16 protein-coding genes are annotated in these 17,061 nt (G+C 57.4%); 12 read left to right on the forward strand and 4 right to left on the reverse strand.

The features are described 5' to 3' along the window. The first annotated feature begins 257 nt into the window (after positions 1 to 257). From rhaB to rhaM, 9 genes are all read left to right on the forward strand, one after another. Complete coding sequence (gene rhaB / locus LZP96_RS19165; protein WP_064327988.1) at positions 258 to 1,727, forward strand: rhamnulokinase; 1,470 nt, start codon at positions 258 to 260, stop codon at positions 1,725 to 1,727. Continuing rightward, on the forward strand, positions 1,724 to 2,983 hold the full coding sequence (locus LZP96_RS19170; RefSeq protein ID WP_064327989.1) for an L-rhamnose isomerase: 1,260 nt from the start codon (positions 1,724 to 1,726) through the stop codon (positions 2,981 to 2,983). The genes rhaB and LZP96_RS19170 overlap by 4 nt, the downstream gene beginning before the upstream one ends. Positions 2,984 to 3,100: 117 nt before the next feature. Further along, a complete protein-coding gene (gene rhaD / locus LZP96_RS19175; RefSeq protein ID WP_258926258.1) occupies positions 3,101 to 3,931 on the forward strand; it encodes a rhamnulose-1-phosphate aldolase in 831 nt (276 codons plus the stop codon). A gap of 83 nt (positions 3,932 to 4,014) precedes the next feature. Beyond that, on the forward strand, positions 4,015 to 5,001 hold the full coding sequence (gene rhaS / locus LZP96_RS19180; RefSeq protein WP_258926259.1) for a rhamnose ABC transporter substrate-binding protein: 987 nt from the start codon (positions 4,015 to 4,017) through the stop codon (positions 4,999 to 5,001). Positions 5,002 to 5,109: 108 nt separating this feature from the next. After that, positions 5,110 to 6,612 carry a sugar ABC transporter ATP-binding protein gene (locus LZP96_RS19185; protein WP_064327992.1) on the forward strand — a complete coding sequence of 501 codons (1,503 nt, stop codon included), beginning with the start codon at positions 5,110 to 5,112 and terminating at the stop codon, positions 6,610 to 6,612. After that, positions 6,612 to 7,616: an ABC transporter permease gene (locus LZP96_RS19190; RefSeq protein ID WP_258926275.1), complete on the forward strand. Its 1,005-nt coding sequence runs from the start codon at positions 6,612 to 6,614 to the stop codon at positions 7,614 to 7,616. Before LZP96_RS19185 ends, LZP96_RS19190 begins: the two co-directional genes overlap by 1 nt. Next, positions 7,613 to 8,617, forward strand: a complete 1,005-nt coding sequence (locus LZP96_RS19195; RefSeq protein WP_258926260.1) for an ABC transporter permease — start codon at positions 7,613 to 7,615, stop codon at positions 8,615 to 8,617. The genes LZP96_RS19190 and LZP96_RS19195 overlap by 4 nt, the downstream gene beginning before the upstream one ends. 130 nt (positions 8,618 to 8,747) lie before the next feature. Next, complete coding sequence (gene fucO / locus LZP96_RS19200; protein WP_258926262.1) at positions 8,748 to 9,896, forward strand: lactaldehyde reductase; 1,149 nt, start codon at positions 8,748 to 8,750, stop codon at positions 9,894 to 9,896. Continuing rightward, the gene (gene rhaM, locus LZP96_RS19205; protein ID WP_064327996.1) at positions 9,893 to 10,207 is read left to right on the forward strand and encodes an L-rhamnose mutarotase; all 315 of its coding nucleotides are present in this window, start codon (positions 9,893 to 9,895) and stop codon (positions 10,205 to 10,207) included. Before fucO ends, rhaM begins: the two co-directional genes overlap by 4 nt. 38 nt (positions 10,208 to 10,245) lie before the next feature. Here the strand turns inward: rhaM and LZP96_RS19210 are convergent, their stop codons facing one another. From LZP96_RS19210 to LZP96_RS19225, 4 genes are all read right to left on the reverse strand, one after another. After that, the gene (locus LZP96_RS19210; RefSeq protein ID WP_258926263.1) at positions 10,246 to 11,511 is read right to left on the reverse strand and encodes an MFS transporter; all 1,266 of its coding nucleotides are present in this window, start codon (positions 11,509 to 11,511) and stop codon (positions 10,246 to 10,248) included. A gap of 43 nt (positions 11,512 to 11,554) precedes the next feature. Then, a complete protein-coding gene (locus LZP96_RS19215) occupies positions 11,555 to 13,678 on the reverse strand; it encodes an alpha-galactosidase (protein ID WP_258926264.1) in 2,124 nt (707 codons plus the stop codon). Between the two features lie 103 nt (positions 13,679 to 13,781). Next, positions 13,782 to 14,777, reverse strand: a complete 996-nt coding sequence (locus tag LZP96_RS19220) for a LacI family DNA-binding transcriptional regulator (RefSeq protein WP_258926265.1) — start codon at positions 14,775 to 14,777, stop codon at positions 13,782 to 13,784. A gap of 17 nt (positions 14,778 to 14,794) precedes the next feature. Next, a complete protein-coding gene (locus LZP96_RS19225; RefSeq protein WP_064328000.1) occupies positions 14,795 to 15,343 on the reverse strand; it encodes a helix-turn-helix domain-containing protein in 549 nt (182 codons plus the stop codon). A 101-nt stretch (positions 15,344 to 15,444) separates the two neighbouring features. Between LZP96_RS19225 and LZP96_RS19230 the strand changes: the two genes are divergently transcribed. From LZP96_RS19230 to LZP96_RS19240, 3 genes are all read left to right on the forward strand, one after another. Next, positions 15,445 to 16,104 carry an AzlC family ABC transporter permease gene (locus LZP96_RS19230; RefSeq protein WP_064328001.1) on the forward strand — a complete coding sequence of 220 codons (660 nt, stop codon included), beginning with the start codon at positions 15,445 to 15,447 and terminating at the stop codon, positions 16,102 to 16,104. Further along, positions 16,104 to 16,427 carry an AzlD domain-containing protein gene (locus LZP96_RS19235; protein ID WP_064328002.1) on the forward strand — a complete coding sequence of 108 codons (324 nt, stop codon included), beginning with the start codon at positions 16,104 to 16,106 and terminating at the stop codon, positions 16,425 to 16,427. Before LZP96_RS19230 ends, LZP96_RS19235 begins: the two co-directional genes overlap by 1 nt. A 185-nt stretch (positions 16,428 to 16,612) precedes the next feature. After that, on the forward strand, positions 16,613 to 17,059 hold the full coding sequence (locus LZP96_RS19240; protein WP_258926266.1) for a PTS fructose transporter subunit IIA: 447 nt from the start codon (positions 16,613 to 16,615) through the stop codon (positions 17,057 to 17,059). Positions 17,060 to 17,061: the final 2 nt, after the last annotated feature.

The raw sequence follows: 17,061 nt of genomic DNA on the forward strand, positions 1-17,061 counted from the left end.
GGTCGCGATTCTGACCTTCAATTTTCGACAACAAAGCGTGCAAAGCCTGTCGGTTTTTCAAGAAACGAGCGGAAAGATCGGGAAATGCGGTCACCGTCACATCGCCTGAAAACCGCGCCATTACTGGAAACTGTGAACTTCCTCACGTTCATCTTTGCTTTCTTGCCAGCCCTGCATTTCGCCTGTCATTGGCAAGAAGGTCACTTTTTCTTCCCGTTCTTACACTCATGCGTAATGACATAAGTAAGGACCGGAACATGACTTTTCGCCATTGTGTGGCTGTCGATTTAGGCGCTTCCAGCGGTCGCGTAATGCTCGCCCGCTATGCCCCTGAACAGCGCACGCTCTCGCTACGTGAAATCCACCGCTTTGTTAACGGCCTGCAGAAGCAGGACGGCAAAGTGACCTGGGATATCGACAGCCTTGAAGATGACATCCGCACCGGCCTGAACAAGGTATGTGAAGAGGGTATCCGCATCGACAGCATCGGTATTGATACCTGGGGCGTGGATTACGTTCTGTTGGATAAAAACGGCGAACGCGTTGGCCTGCCGGTCTCTTATCGGGACAGCCGCACGGACGGCGTGATGGCGCGGGCCGTCGATCAGCTTGGCAAAGCCGATATCTACGGGCGCAGCGGCATTCAGTTTCTGCCTTTTAATACGCTCTATCAGCTGCGTGCGCTGGTGGAGCAGGAGCCTGCGCTGGTCGCCAGTGTCGCCCATGCGCTGCTGATCCCGGACTATTTCAGCTATCGCCTGACGGGCAATCTGAACTGGGAATACACCAACGCCACCACCACCCAGATGGTAAACATCAATTCCGATAACTGGGACGACAATCTGCTGAACTGGACCGGCGCTTCGCCTGACTGGTTTGGGACCCCAACCCATCCCGGCAATGTGATTGGCCACTGGCTGTGTCCGCAGGGCAATGCCATCCCGGTGGTCGCCGTGGCAAGCCATGACACCGCCAGTGCGGTGATCGCCGCGCCGCTGGCAGGCCAGGACGCCGCGTATCTCTCTTCCGGGACCTGGTCGCTGATGGGCTTTGAGAGCAAAACGCCCTATACCAGCGAGGCTGCGCTCGCCGCAAATATCACCAACGAGGGCGGTGCCGAAGGCCGTTATCGGGTGCTGAAAAATATCATGGGCCTGTGGCTGCTTCAGCGCGTGCTGAAAGAGCAGAACATCACCGACTTACCCGCCCTGATTGCCGCTACCGAACAGTTGCCCGCCTGCACCTTCCTGATCAACCCAAATGACGATCGCTTTATCAATCCCGAAAGCATGAGCGACGAAATTCAGGCGGCCTGTCGGGAAAGCCACCAGCCGGTGCCGGTAAACCCCGCCGAACTGGCGCGCTGCATCTTCGATAGCCTGGCGCTGCTGTATGCCGACGTGCTGGGTGAACTGGAGGCACTGCGCGGCAAACCCTTTACACAACTGCATATCGTGGGCGGCGGCTGCCAGAACCATCTGCTGAATCAGCTGTGCGCCGATGCCTGTGGTATCACGGTCGTGGCCGGCCCGGTTGAAGCCTCCACCCTTGGCAATATCGGCATTCAGCTGATGACCCTCGACGAGCTTTCCAGCGTGGATGCGTTTCGAAGCGTGGTCACAGCCAACCATGAACTGACCACCTTTACCCCCCATTCCTGCCATGAAATTGCCCGCTACCGGGCACAGTTTCAGCAAAAACGACTGACAAAGGAGCTTTGCGCATGACCACTCAACTTGAACAAGCCTGGGAACTGGCTAAACAGCGTTTCGCCACCGTTGGGGTGGACGTCGAAGAGGCGCTGCGTCAGCTTGACCGTCTGCCCGTGTCGATGCATTGCTGGCAGGGCGATGATGTCGCGGGTTTTGAGAATCCGGGCGGCTCGCTGACGGGTGGCATTCAGGCGACGGGCAACTACCCAGGCAAAGCGCGTAACGCGACCGAACTGCGTGCCGATCTGGAGCTGGCGCTGAGCCTTATCCCAGGCCCTAAACGCCTGAACCTGCACGCTATCTATCTGGAATCGGACCAACCTGTTGCGCGTAACGAGATCAAACCAGCCCACTTTAAAAACTGGGTTGAATGGGCAAAAGCCAACAAACTCGGGCTGGATTTTAACCCGTCCTGTTTCTCACATCCGCTGAGCGCTGACGGTTTCACCCTTGCCCATGCGAATGATGACATTCGCCAGTTCTGGATTGACCACGTAAAGGCCAGCCGTCGCGTCTCTGCCTATTTTGGTGAGCAGCTCGGCACGCCGTCGGTGATGAACATCTGGGTTCCGGACGGCATGAAAGATATTACCGTCGATCGTCTGGCACCGCGCCAGCGTCTGCTGGACGCCCTGGATGAAATCATCAGTGAAAAGCTGGACCCGGCACACCACATCGACGCCGTGGAGAGCAAGCTGTTCGGCATTGGCGCAGAAAGCTACACCGTAGGCTCGAATGAGTTCTATATGGGGTACGCCACCAGCCGTCAGACTGCGCTGTGCCTGGATGCGGGGCACTTCCACCCGACCGAGGTGATCTCCGACAAAATCTCTGCCGCCATGCTGTTTGTGCCTCGCCTGCTGCTGCACGTCAGCCGTCCGGTTCGCTGGGACAGCGATCACGTCGTGCTGCTGGATGATGAAACGCAGGCGATCGCCAGCGAGATTATTCGCCACAACCTGTTCGACCGCGTCCACATCGGTCTGGATTTCTTTGATGCCTCCATCAACCGCATCGCGGCATGGGTGATCGGCACCCGCAACATGAAAAAAGCGCTGCTGCGCGCCCTGCTGGAACCGGTAGACGCGTTACGCACGCTGGAGCAACAAGGCGATTACACCGCCCGTCTGGCCCTGCTGGAAGAGCAAAAATCTCTGCCCTGGCAGGCCGTGTGGGAAATGTACTGTCAGCGTCATGATGCTCCGGCGGGGAGCCAGTGGCTGGACAACGTGCGGGCGTATGAGAAAGACGTGCTGAGTCAGCGCGGATAATTCTGCCCTCATTCTAACCCTCTCCCGCCGGGAGAAGGAACGTTTACCCCCTCTCTCTGTAGGAGAGGGCCGGGGTGAGGGAATTCCACCTCACCGCGATAACTGGAAAAGAAAACTATGCAGACCATCACAAACGCCTGGTTCGTCCAGGGCATGATTAAAGCCACCTCGGACGCCTGGCTGAAAGGCTGGGACGAGCGCAACGGCGGCAACCTGACGCTGCGTCTTGATGAGGCCGACCTTGCCCCGTTCGAGGCCGATTTCCATGCAAAACCGCGTTATATTGCGCTGAGCCAGCCGATGCCGCTGCTCGCCAACACGCCGTTTATTGTCACGGGTTCCGGTAAGTTCTTCCGCAACGTCCAGCTTGATCCCACCGCGAACCTGGGCGTGGTAAAAGTGGACAGCGACGGCGCGGGCTACCACATTCTTTGGGGGCTGACTGACGAGGCGGTGCCCACCTCTGAACTGCCGGCGCACTTCCTTTCTCACTGCGAACGTATCAAAGCGACCGACGGTAAAGACCGCGTGATCATGCACTGCCACGCCACCAACCTGATCGCCCTGACCTACGTGCTGGAAAACAACACCGATGTCTTCACCCGTAAACTGTGGGAAGGCAGCACCGAATGTCTGGTGGTCTTCCCGGATGGGGTGGGCATCCTGCCCTGGATGGTGCCAGGTACCGACGAGATCGGGGAAGCGACCGCGCACGAGATGCAGCAACATTCGCTGGTGCTGTGGCCGTTCCACGGCGTATTCGGCAGCGGCCCGACGCTCGATGAAGCCTTTGGCCTGATCGACACTGCGGAAAAATCTGCTGAAGTGCTGGTAAAAGTCTATTCCATGGGCGGTATGAAGCAGACTATCACCCGGGAAGAATTGATTGCGCTGGGGAAACGTTTTAGCGTCACCCCGATGCAGTCTGCGTTAGATCTGTACCCATAAAAACATCGCGCCCCGCTCAATGAGACGGGGCGAAAACCACCTGCCATCCCTACACAACTCGCTTACTATGTGGAGTAAAAGCAATGAAAATAAAGACAAGCTTGATCCTCACCGTTGCCGCTCTGGCGTTGTCCGGTTCCGCTTTAGCAGAAGTAAAAATCGCCCTGGTGGCGAAGTCTTTAGGAAATGGATTCTTTGAAGCAGCGAACGTCGGCGCGCAGGAGGCGGCCAAAGAGTTAGGCGATGTAAAAGTGATTTATACCGGCCCGACCACCACCACGGCGGAAGCGCAGATCGACGTGCTGAACGGGTTGATCGCCCAGGATGTGGATGCGATCGCGATTTCCGCAAACGATCCGGACGCGCTGGTGCCGGTGCTGAAAAAAGCGATGCAGCGCGGTATCAAAGTGGTTTCCTGGGATTCCGGCGTGGCGAAAGCGGGCCGTCAAATCCACCTCAACCCGTCAAATAACGCCCTGATTGGTGAAACCAACGTCAAGCTCGCCGCCGATGCGCTGAAAGCGCTGAACGTGGAGAAAGGCGATGTGGCGGTACTGAGCGCCACACCAACATCCACCAACCAGAATACCTGGATTGCCGAGATGAAAAAGGTGCTGCCGAAGTACCCGTCCGTCAATCTGGTGACCGTGGCCTATGGCGACGATCTCTCCGACAAAAGCTATCGTGAAGCGGTTGGCCTGCTTAAAACCTATCCGGACCTGAAAGTGATCGTCTCGCCGTCCTCCGTGGGGATTGTGGCGGCGGCACAGGCGGTCAAAGACCAGGGCAAGATCGGCAAGGTGTACGTGACCGGTTTAGGGCTGCCGTCTGAAATGGCCGGGGCGGTAAAATCCGGCGCGAGCAAAAGTTTTGCCATCTGGAACCCCATTGACCTGGGTTATGCCGCCACGTATTTAGCCGACGATCTGGTAAAAGGGACCGCTACCAAAGGCGAAGCCAGCATGGGCAAACTGGGCAAAGTGAAGCTGGACGCCGACGGCAACGGCGCGATGGCTGAGCCGTTCGTTTACGATGCCAGCAATATTGATAAGTTCTCGAAGATTTTCTAATCCCTTCTCCCTCTCCCTGTGAGAGCGCGCCGGGGTGAGGGCATCAGGCCGCATGCCCCTCACCCTACCCTGCTTCCAGGGGGAGAGGAGATACTCTGGAGAACGATCATGACACCATTGCTTCAGCTTTCGGGCATCACCAAAGTCTTCCCGGGGGTGCGCGCGCTTGAGAACGTCCAGCTTGCCCTCTGGCCCGGAAAAGTGACCGCGCTGATAGGCGAAAACGGCGCGGGAAAATCGACGCTGGTCAAAGTTATGACCGGCATTTACCAGCCTGAAGAGGGCGAAATCCTCTACAAAGCGATCCCTATTCAACTCCCGACGCCGGAGTCGGCGCATAAAGTCGGCATTACCGCCATTCATCAGGAAACCGTCCTGTTTGATGAACTGTCGGTCACCGAAAATATCTTCGTCGGTCAGTATCTCTATAAGGGCTTTTTCAGGAAGCTCGACTGGCCAGAGATGCACCGTAAGGCGCAGGCAATCCTCACCCGTCTTGAGGTAAAAATCGACCCGCGCGCAACGCTGAAAACCCTCAGTATCGCCCAGCGCCATATGGTGGCGATCGCCCGTGCGCTGTCGTTTGATGCGCAGGTGGTCATTCTGGACGAGCCGACCGCCGCGCTGTCACAGCACGAAATTCTCGAGTTTTACCAGATTGTCGAGCGGTTAAAGCAGGAGGGCAAAGCCATCCTGTTTATCTCGCATAAGTTCGATGAAATCTTTGAGCTGGCGGACCATTACACCATCTTGCGTGACGGGGTATTTGTCGGGGCGGGCGCGATGAACGAGATCACCGAGGAGCGTATGGTTTCGATGATGGTCGGTCGCGCCATTACGCAAACCTTCCCGAAGGTCGAGTGCGAAAAAGGCGACACGGTGCTGGAGGTCAAAGACCTGTGTCACCCGACCGAATTCGCGCATATCTCCTTTTCTCTGCACAAGGGCGAAATCCTGGGCTTTTACGGGCTGGTCGGCGCTGGACGGACGGAACTGATGCAGGCCTTATCGGGGGTGACGCGCCCGTCCTCCGGTGAAATTGTGCTGAACGGAACATCCTGCCATTTTCGCCAGCCTGCGGACGCCATCAGGGCGGGTATTGTCTGCGTGCCGGAAGAGCGCCAGCAACAGGGGGCGATCGTTGCGCTGCCAATCGCGCAAAACATCAGCCTTCCCCAGCTCAGCAAGCTCAACCCGAACGGCGTTCTGCACGACGATCGCGAATGGCAGCTGGCGGACGAGTACGCGACCCGGCTTCAGGTGAAGGCCTTTAGCTGGAAACAGCCCGTAGAGACCCTCTCCGGCGGTAATCAGCAAAAAGTGGTGATCGGAAAATGGCTGGCGACGCATCCTGAGGTGATCATCCTTGATGAGCCGACAAAAGGGATTGATATCGGTTCAAAAGCCGCCGTTCATCAATTTATGTCGGAACTGGTCGGCCAGGGGCTGGCGGTCATTATGGTGTCGTCCGAACTGCCGGAAGTGATGGGCATGGCGGACCGTATCATTGTGATGCATGAAGGGTTAATGGTGGCCGAATATCAGGCGGGTGACGCAACGGCAGAAACCATCGTCAGCGCGGCCAGCGGTGCAAAACAGGAGGCCGCGTGATGATCACTCAACTGCTTAAACACCGCGAAGCGCTGTTGGGCGCGGTTATCGTACTGATGATTGTCGCCATCGGCAGTCGCGTGCCGTCCTTTGTCGCGCCGGGTAACCTGGTGGAGATTTTTAACGATACGTCCATTCTGATCATCCTTGCGCTCGGGCAGATGATGGTTCTGCTAACCAAAGGCATCGATCTGTCGATGGCGGCGAATCTGGCGCTCACCGGCATGATTGTGGCGTTGTTAAACTTCCATCATCCGGAGGTACCCGTCTGGGTGCTGCTGATCCTGGCGACCGCGCTTGGCCTGCTGATGGGTATGATCAATGGCCTGCTGGTCTGGAAGCTCGGCATCCCGGCGATTGTCGTTACGCTTGGCACCATGAGCATCTACCGGGGGATCATCTTTATGCTCTCCGGCGGCGGCTGGGTTAACTCTAACCAGATGGGCGCAAACTTTCTGGCGCTGCCGCGCACGGCGGTGCTGGGGCTACCGGTCCTGAGCTGGTGCGCGATTGCCGCACTGCTGCTGGTGGGCTATTTCCTGCGTTACAGCCGAACCGGCCGCGCACTGTATACCGCGGGCGGTAACGCTACGGCGGCCTATTACACCGGCATCAACGCCGGGAAAATGCAGTTCGTCAGCTTCTGCCTTTCCGGTGCGCTGGCGGGGTTCTGCGGCTATCTGTGGATTTCGCGCTTTGCCGTTGCGTATGTCGACGTGGCTAACGGTTTTGAACTGCAGGTGGTGGCAGCCTGTGTGATTGGCGGTATTAGCACCATGGGCGGCACCGGACGCGTACTCGGCTGCCTGTTTGGCGCACTGTTCCTTGGCGTGATCAACAATGCGTTACCGGTCATCGGCGTCTCGCCGTTCTGGCAAATGGCGATTTCCGGCATGGTGATTGTGATTGCGGTTCTGCTTAATGAGCGGGGCAACAAACGCAAAGGTCGGTTAATTCTACGCGATGCGGCGCTGGCTCGTCAGAAAATGGCGGTGAAATCATGAGCAAAATAATGACCTCAGAGACAATGACCCGCGATCCGGACCGGACGGGGTTTTTCCAGCGCCTGCTCAGCTGGGAAGGGTTTCTGCTGGCGGTAACGCTGGCGGTATTTGTCGTTAATGCCCTCGCCTCGCCTTACTTCCTCAACATCTGGAATCTGTCAGATGCGACGTTCAACTTCACCGAAAAAGCGATCATCGTGCTGCCGATGGCGATGCTGATTATTGCCCGTGAAATTGATCTGTCGGTGGCCTCTACCATCGCGCTCAGCTCCACGGTCATGGGCTTTTGCGCGGCGGCGGGCATCGACACGCCCCTGCTTGTCTGCGTGGGACTCGGTGTGGGGCTGTTGTGCGGGTTGTTCAACGGCATTCTGGTGACGCGCTTTAACCTGTCGTCCATCGTGATCACCATCGGCACCATGAGCCTCTACCGCGGGATCACCTACATCCTGCTGGGCGATCAGGCGCTGAACAGCTACCCGGAGAGCTTCGCCTGGTTTGGACAAGGCTACGTCTGGGGCGCGCTGTCGTTTGAGTTTGCGCTCTTTATCGTTCTGGCGGGGGTCTTCGCGTTTGTGCTGCACCGCACCAACTTCGGCCGTCGCACCTACGCCATTGGCAATAACCCAACCGGGGCGTGGTACTCCGGCATCAACGTCAAACGCCACAACCTGATGCTGTTTGCGCTGGTCGGGCTGATGTCCGGCCTCGCATCGGTGCTACTTACCTCACGCCTTGGCAGTACGCGCCCGACGATTGCGATGGGCTGGGAACTGGCGGTGGTGACGATGGCGGTGCTCGGCGGGGTCAACATCCTGGGCGGGTCCGGCAGCATGGTGGGTGTGATCATTGCCGCCTTCCTGATGGGGCTGGTGACCTTTGGCCTGAGCCTGCTCAACGTGCCCGGCATTGTGATGTCGGTGATTATCGGCGCGATGCTGATTGTGGTGATTTCACTGCCGATCATTACCCGGCGGATTATGCAACGAAGAAGGATTTAACTCCCTCACCTCTCCCTCTCCCCGCCGGGAAGGGGGACCGCCCGGCGCCGTCTTTTATCTTATCCCTTACGGGGAGAAGAACGGGGTGAGGGGAACGGATTACCCAAAAATCATATTAAGGAGAATTATCATGAGCTTTATGTTGGCGCTGCCAAAAATCAGCCTGCATGGCGCAGGCGCAATCGGCGATATGGTGACGCTGGTGGCAAACAACCCCTGGGGCAAGGCGCTGATTGTGACCGACGGTCAGCTGGTTAAACTCGGCCTGCTCGACAGCCTCTTTACCGCCCTGGACGGCCATGAGATGTCCTATCACCTGTTTGACGAGGTATTCCCGAACCCAACGGAAGAGCTGGTGCAAAAAGGCTTTGCGGCCTTTCAGGAGGCTGAATGTGAGTACATTATCGCGTTCGGCGGCGGCAGCCCGATTGATACGGCGAAAGCGATTAAAATCCTCACCGCTAACCCTGGGCCGTCAACGGATTACGCGGGCGTGGGCAAAGTGAAAAACGCGGGCGTACCGCTGGTGGCGATTAACACCACGGCGGGCACGGCGGCGGAGATGACCAGCAACGCGGTGATCATTGACACGGGACGTCAGGTAAAAGAAGTGATTATCGACCCGAACATTATTCCGGATATCGCCGTGGACGATGCCAGCGTCATGCTGGATATTCCGGCGTCCGTGACCGCCGCGACCGGAATGGATGCGCTAACGCACGCCATTGAAGCCTTTGTCTCCGTGGGCGCGCACCCGCTGACGGATGCTAATGCGCTGGAAGCCATTCGTCTGATCGCGCTGTGGCTGCCCAGGGCGGTCGACGACGGGCATAACCTGGAGGCCCGTGAGCAGATGGCCTTCGGTCAGTATCTGGCGGGCATGGCTTTTAACAGTGCCGGCCTTGGCCTGGTACACGCTCTGGCGCATCAGCCTGGCGCCACGCACAACCTGCCCCACGGCGTCTGCAACGCCATCCTGCTGCCGATCATCGAAAACTTTAACCGCCCAAATGCGGTATCCCGTTTTGCCCGCGTGGCGCAGGCCATGGGTGTGGACACTCGTGGCATGAGCGACGAAGCGGCAAGCATGTCGGCCATTCAGGCCATCCGCGACCTGAGCGCCCGCGTGGGGATCCCATCCGGTTTCAGCCAGCTTGGGGTGACCAAAGCAGACATTGAAGGCTGGCTGGATAAAGCGCTCGCCGATCCGTGTGCGCCCTGCAATCCCCGCACCGCCAGCCGCGATGAGGTCCGTGAGCTGTACCTGGAGGCCTTATGATTCGCAAAGCCTTTGTCATGCAGGTGAACCCGGATGCGCACGCAGAGTACGCGCGCCGTCATAATCCCATCTGGCCCGAACTGGAAGCGGTGCTGAAAGAGCACGGCGCCCACCACTACGCCATCTATCTTGATCGTGAACGCAACCTGCTGTTTGCCACCGTTGAGATTGAATCCGAAGCCCGCTGGAACGCGGTGGCGAACACCGATGTATGCCAGCGCTGGTGGAAACACATGAGCGAGGTGATGCCCGCGAACCCGGACAACAGCCCGGTAAGCGCGGAGTTGAAAGAGGTGTTCTACCTGGAATAATGCGTTTTACGCTGCCGCCTTCGCGGCAGCGTCTTCACTCAATTCGCCTCCACCGTATTACTGCGCGCGGCACTCTCCTGCCGGTTGCTCAGGGTAAAGGCCGACACCAGCGTAATGGTCAGGACCAGGCAGCCCAGCATCAGATAGGTATCCTGGAAGCCGATCCGGTCATACATATTTCCCGCGAACGCGGACAGGAAAATCGCCGCCGACTGCTTGGCAAAGTTGAAGCCGATAAGATAAATCGTGGCGGACAGGCGGGTGTCGAACACGCCGGTAATGTACTTGAATGCGCCCACCAGCAGGAACGGCACCTCGAGCGCATGCAGCATTTTCAGGGCAATCACTTCCACGGCCGTGGTGGCAAACGATGAACCGATAATCCGCGTCGCCATAATGAGACCGGCAATCAGCAGCGTGTTTTTGGCGCCGATGCGGTTAATGATCCACGGTGAGCAGAACATGATGATGGCATTACACAGTTCACCCGCCGTGGTGGCAAAACCAAAGGCGCGGGTGCCTTCCTGCGGCGTCGCGAAGAAGGTTTTGAAGAAGGTCGCAAACTGCTGATCAAAGACGTCGTACACGCAGGCCACGCCAATCACATACAGAATGAACATCCACATCTTGCGCTGGCGAAACAGGCTGAAAACGGTACGGGCGGTGATCTGCGGCTGGTTAGCCCCCAGCGCGTTCATCACTTCGGCGGTCTGGTTGGGTTTAGGCTTAGCGACCCATAACAGCACCATCAGCAGCAGCGCGGCCGCGGAGCCCATCCAGAAGACAAAAGAGGGATCGATGCTGAACAGCAACCCGGCGGTAGAGGCGCAAAGCCCCCAGCCAAGGCAGCCAAACATGCGCGCTTTGCCGTATTCAAAGAAGCTATTGCGGCTGACGCGCTCAATATAGGCCTCGATCGCCCCGGACCCTGCCGAAAAAACAAAGCCGATATAGAGACCGCCGCTGAGAGCACCCAGCCAGATATTGGTTTTAAGCAAGGGCGCGAAGACGTAGAGAAAAAACGGCGCAAAGGCGAATAACAGTACGGCAATAATCCAAAGCAGGTGTTTTTTCAGCCCCAGCTTGTCGGAAATCACGCCCAGCACCGGCTGGAAGGCAATGGCAGAAAGCGAGATACAGGAGAACACAATCCCGGTATGGGTTTTGTTCAGGCCAATGACGTCCGACAGCCAGATGGGCAGGAACGGAAAGCAGGTGGCCATAATGAAGAAGTAGAGAAAGAAAAACGCTCCGAAGATCCAAAAGTTAGGGTTGTCTTTATGGGTACAGGTGTTTGTAATCATTATTTTATCCTCAACGCTGGGCCGGTCACCCGGCCCGTGGCCCTTATACGCGTTCAACGCCAATGAGAATGGCGGTTTCCGGATCCAGAATCGGCAGGGCGATACCCGCCTGCATTAACCACTCCCCGCTGGCAGTCTGAGGGGCTTCCATCCATGCCGGTAATTTGCGCATGGTGTGGCCGCCTTCGCCCGTCAGGCGAATATTGGGGTGGTCGAGCAGACTGATTCGGTACTGCGCACTCGCGTCCAGGCCAGGCATACGCAGCGGCATCATCAGGGTGTAATCCGGCATGGCCAGCTGGCTGACAATAAACAGCCCCTGCGTCTTAGCCTCGTTCACTATACCCTGCGCCAGCGTCGTGGCATCCGGCATCTCCACGCGCCACTGAGTGCCGTGATGGATTACGTCACGCCACCGTTTATGCAGTGCCGCATAACGGCGATAACCCTCACGCTCGTGTTCATCTACGGCAAGCGGATCCAGCTCAAGACCCATATGGCCGAAAAGCGCCGTCAGACCGCGGAATTCGATACTGTGCTGACGGAAAGTGGCATGGCATTTATGATGACCGATATGCGCGCCCATCACCTCTGGCGGGAAGAAATAGCCCATCCCGCGCTGGATGGTATTGCGTTCCAGCGCATCATTGTTGTCCGATGCCCAAAAACGATGGCAACGCTTCAGGACCTCATAATCGATACGCCCCCCGCCCGAAGAGCAGGATTCAAACTCAACCTGCGGGAAGCGTTCGCCCAGCGTGTCGAGCAGGCGATAAAACTGGCGCGTTTGTGCATCGGCTGCCGCTTTCCCGTGGTGGCCGGGCTGAACCAGCTCGCGATTCATGTCCCACTTTACGTAGTCAATGTCATGCTCACCCAACAGCCAGCTCATCCTTTCCAGAATAAATTCAAAGGCGTCTGGAATGTTCAGATTAAGCACCCACTGGTGGCGCCCCGTCGCCTGGGGGTATCCTGGCATCGCCAGCACCCAGTCGGGATGGGCGCGACAGAGATCGGAGTCAGGGCTTATCATTTCGGGCTCAACCCAAATGCCAAACTCCATACCCCGTTGCTTAACGTGATCGATCACAGGCGTTAAGCCGTTGGGGTATTTTCTTTCGTCGAGATACCAGTCACCCAGCGCCCCGTGGTCGTTATTGCGCCCCTTAAACCAGCCATCATCAATGATGAAACGCTCAACGCCAAGCGATGCCGCTTCGTCCGCCATCCGCATAATGTAGTCAGGATCGTGGTCAAAGTAGATCCCTTCCCAGGTGTTGAGATGAACCGGACGCACCCTGTTTTTCGGGAAGCGAATGATGTTGTCGCGAAGGTAACGGTGGAACTGCTGACTCATCCCGTTCATGCCCTGCGCGGAATAGCTGGCGTAAAGCGCGGGCGTCCAGAGCGTTTCCCCCTCATCAATGCTCATTTCGCCCGGCAGGTAGAGCGCTTCGGCCTGCAGATAGCGCCGACCGTCGGTTTTGGCTTCCGCCCGCAGGCGATGGTTACCGCTCCAGCCCAAATGGACGCCCCAGACGTCGCCCTGCATCTCTCCAAAGGCGGGTGTGCCGGTGATGAGGGCCGGGAAATGTTCGTGTGATGAGCGACCGCGACGACTTTCAATGACAAAACTATCATGCTCAAGCGGGAGTCGATGCGGCTGAAATTCGCGTATCCAGCGGCCATGGAACGCCATAACCTCTCGCGCCCGTTCGGCGACCGGTAGCGTCACCGCCAGCCGATCCACCTGCCACGGCTGGGAACGCAGGTTGGTCAGGCCGTGTCGAACCACCAGCACACCGCTCTCGTCCAGCGAGATTTCACTGGTCAGACGCAGACCTGCCTGATTATCTTCCGCGATGAGGGTCAGTTGTTTTTCCAGCTGTTCCACCGCGGTCGTGGTAAAAATGGGGGAACTGTCCTTGCCCTGACGATGCCCTTCAATTCCTGGCGAACCAAACAACCCGTGCCCTGGCTCCGCCATCAGCGTTAACGGGATGTCGATATCCAGCCGCCCGTTGGCGACAGGGCGAGAAAGACTTAACGTATCTTGCGGGGAAAAGTGGTGAAGATGTGGTCCCCAGTAGAGAATTTCGGTGAACGGGTGGGTTTTTATCACCACATCGACAGTGCCGCTTTCGAGCCGTAAAATGGAATCTTGCATCAGACCTCTCCAGTCATCGGGATGATCTGAGTGTTGATCCGAAACGTTTCGGATACAAACCAAAACGTTTCGGTTTTGTGATCGGTTCGGTAATTTTGGTTTTTTAGCGGGTCTGGCCTGGGGAAAATTCGGGTTGCCACAGCACCTGTAACTGAGAAACATCGACGCCGTTAATCAGCTGGCGCACCATGTCAGCAATTTGCTTGCCTACCCCCTGACGGGTGGACTGGATGACCGCCGCCACATCAAAATCGACAATGCTGTCCTGCGGCAGCCCGTCATAGACGATAAGCGCAACGGCATTCTCGCCGCTCAGGCGACCCAGTTGCGCCAGCGCCATGGCGGCACCGTCACCGTGGGTATTACAGTCTGTGATGATGGCGGTAGGGGGCTGTTCAAGAGAGAGCAACTCATGGGTAGTAGCAAACCCCACGCGGCGGGAAGGTGGCATCGCACGCAGCCACTCGCTGGACAGCCCCGCTTCACGAAGCGCATCCAGATAGCCCTGCCGACGCTGGGTGATAAACGCCTGATTGTTGCTTTCGCCCAGCAGGGCAATACGCTGATGGCCTCGCTCAATCAACCAGCGCGTGGCCTGATAGGTTCCGGCATAGTTGTCAAAATCAAACCAGGCATAAGGCTCGGAAAGCTGGCTGCGGCCCAGCGCGAGAAAGGGGAAACCCGCAGCCTGAAGCTGTGACAGGCGAGGATCGTTTTCCAGCGTATGCGCGACAATCAGCGCATCCACACGACGGCTCTGTACCATACGCATGTAGCTGTGTTTGTCGGCCAAATCGTCATCGGCAATCAGCAGTAAATCAATTTCATATTGCGCAAGTTCATGGCTAATTTCGCCGACCATGTCCATAAAAACGCTGTTATTGAGCGGAACAGGATGCACCGGAAAAACGAGACCTACGGCGTCAATTTTGCCCATTTTCAGGCGACGCGCGAAGGTGTTTGGCCGGTAGCCACGGCGCTGAGCCTCCGCTTCAACGCGGGCGCGCGTCTCGCTGGACACATCATCGTATCCATTCAGCGCGCGACTCACTGTCGTCACGGACAGCCCCAGTTCTTTAGCAATGGCTTTAAGCGACATGATTTTCCGTATCTGCGTTAATTTTGTTCTGCGACCAAAAGCGCATGCGTATCCGGCTCCAGGGCCTTAAAGATATGCGGCAGGTCAGCGGGATAGCAAATATAATCCCCCGGACCGAGCTCTTCTGCCGCGTCGATCAAACCCACCCGCGCTCTACCCTGCGTCACAATAATATGCTCAACTGAGCCTGGCGGGTGCGGCTGAGAGATGCGATCGGCACCCGGCTGGGTGAGCAGCAGGTAGATATCCCGACGCGCACCCGGTGGGCACGCCGCCAGTAGGATGGCTTCGTAGTTGGCCTGCCCGGCAACGACCTTCGTCCCCTCTCCGCGGCGGATCACCTGAGTGGTCGGCAGCTGCGGTTCGAGTAAACGGGCGAAAGGAATGTCCAGCGCCACACACAGTGACCAGAGCGTCTCCAGGCTGGGATTTCCGTTACCGGACTCCAGCTGTGACAGCGTGGATTTGGCGATCCCGGCACGGCGAGCGATTTCCGCCAGTGAAAGCCCGGTTCGCAGACGTTCCCGCACCAGACTTTTAGCGATCACGCTGATTGGCTGCGTCATTAAACGGCCTCTGTTCTATAAATCGAACGAATCGTTCGTCTTGAAAAACGTTCCTGATGCGTTCATTATAATGGATACTCGTTCGATATGGCTAAAAATGTATGAAGCACTCTCTCTCATCTTTGAAAGGCGACACGATCAAGGCCATCATTCTGGTGTGTCTGGCGGTCGGGGTCGTGGGCATGTCCTATGGCTCACTGGCGATGGCCTACGGGTTTCCGCTATGGGTGCCTTTTGTGCTCTCTGTGACAGTGCTGGCAGGCGCGTCGGAATTTATGTTTATCGGTATTGTTGCCAGCGGGGGTAATCCGCTTGCCGCCGCGGCAGCGGGCCTGCTGGTGAATGCCCGTCATGTGCCGTTTGGCGTTACGGTGCGCGATTTGGTCGGCACGCGCGCGGCGAGCCTGCTGGGCTGCCACATTATGAACGACGAAAGCGTGGTGTTTGGCCTGTCACAAAAAACGCCCGAGCAGCGAAAGGCCGCCTACTGGCTCTGTGGGCTGGGCGTGGCGCTGATCTGGCCCCTGGGTACCCTGCTGGGCGCTATGGTGGGTAAATTATTACCTGCCCCGGAAACCATCGGGCTGGATGCCGTTTTCCCTGCCATTTTACTCGCCCTCGTTGTGCCTGCCTTTAAAAACCGGACCACGCTCATTCGCGCCTGTAGCGGAGCGGTACTGTCGCTGGCTGCCGTGCCGTTTGCGCCTGTTGGCTTACCGGTTCTGCTCTCTTTACTTGGCCTTGCAGCGAGGAAAAAATAATGGGCAATATGACGGTCTTTATTCTCGGTATCGCCATGCTTTCTGCCGGAACCTATCTGATGCGCCTCGGTGGCGCGAAGCTGGGAAACCGACTGGCACTCTCTGCGCGATCGCAGGCACTGCTTTCCGATGCTGCCACGGTATTACTGTTTTCAGTTGCGCTGGCGACCACCTTCTATGAAGGCGAACATTTTGCCGGCATGGCGCGTGTGCTGGGCGTGGCGTTTGCGGTATTTCTGGCCTGGCGAAAAATGCCGTTAATTGTGGTGATCATTGCAGCGGCAGTGATGACGGCGCTACTGCGAGGCTTCGGCGTGCATTGATGAAATCCATTCCCTGACGTGCGCTCATTCGTCAGGGAAATCTTTCCGTCGTTAAGTGTGGCTTCGCCCACAACTATCCCACCTCATTCCCCGCTCTCCTGTCATTTATGGCTGACATATTCCCGATCATAGCCCCGGCGTGCCTCCCGTAAAATTGCCCTACGCATATTTTATGGAGTGACAAGATGGCCCTTCTGACCGCCAGCTGTATCGATCTCGATATTAGCGGCAACAGCGTTTATTCCGTCCTGAAAACCCTGGCTGATATGGCTTACAAAAATGGCTATGTCAGCGATCGCAGCGCCTTTTTACAAACGCTGTTACTGCGCGAAAAACAGCACTCAACCGGATTTGGTTCCGGCATTGCCGTGCCGCACGGCAAAAGCGCCGCCGTTACGCATCCTTTTGTGCTTTTTGCTCGCAAAGCGGAAGGCGTGGACTGGCAGGCCAGCGACAGCGAAAACGTGACCTGCTGGATCTGTCTGGGGGTACCGCAGGAGGGCGAGGACGATCAGGTCAGGGTAATGGGTAATTTGTGCCGAAAAATCATCCACGACGACTTTATCTTGCAGCTAAAACAGGGCAACAGCGCCCAGGTGCAGGCGCTGCTTAACCAGACGCTAAGCCACTAAGG

Source organism: Huaxiibacter chinensis, from assembly GCF_022171985.1.
GTDB lineage: Bacteria > Pseudomonadota > Gammaproteobacteria > Enterobacterales > Enterobacteriaceae > Enterobacter > Enterobacter chinensis_A.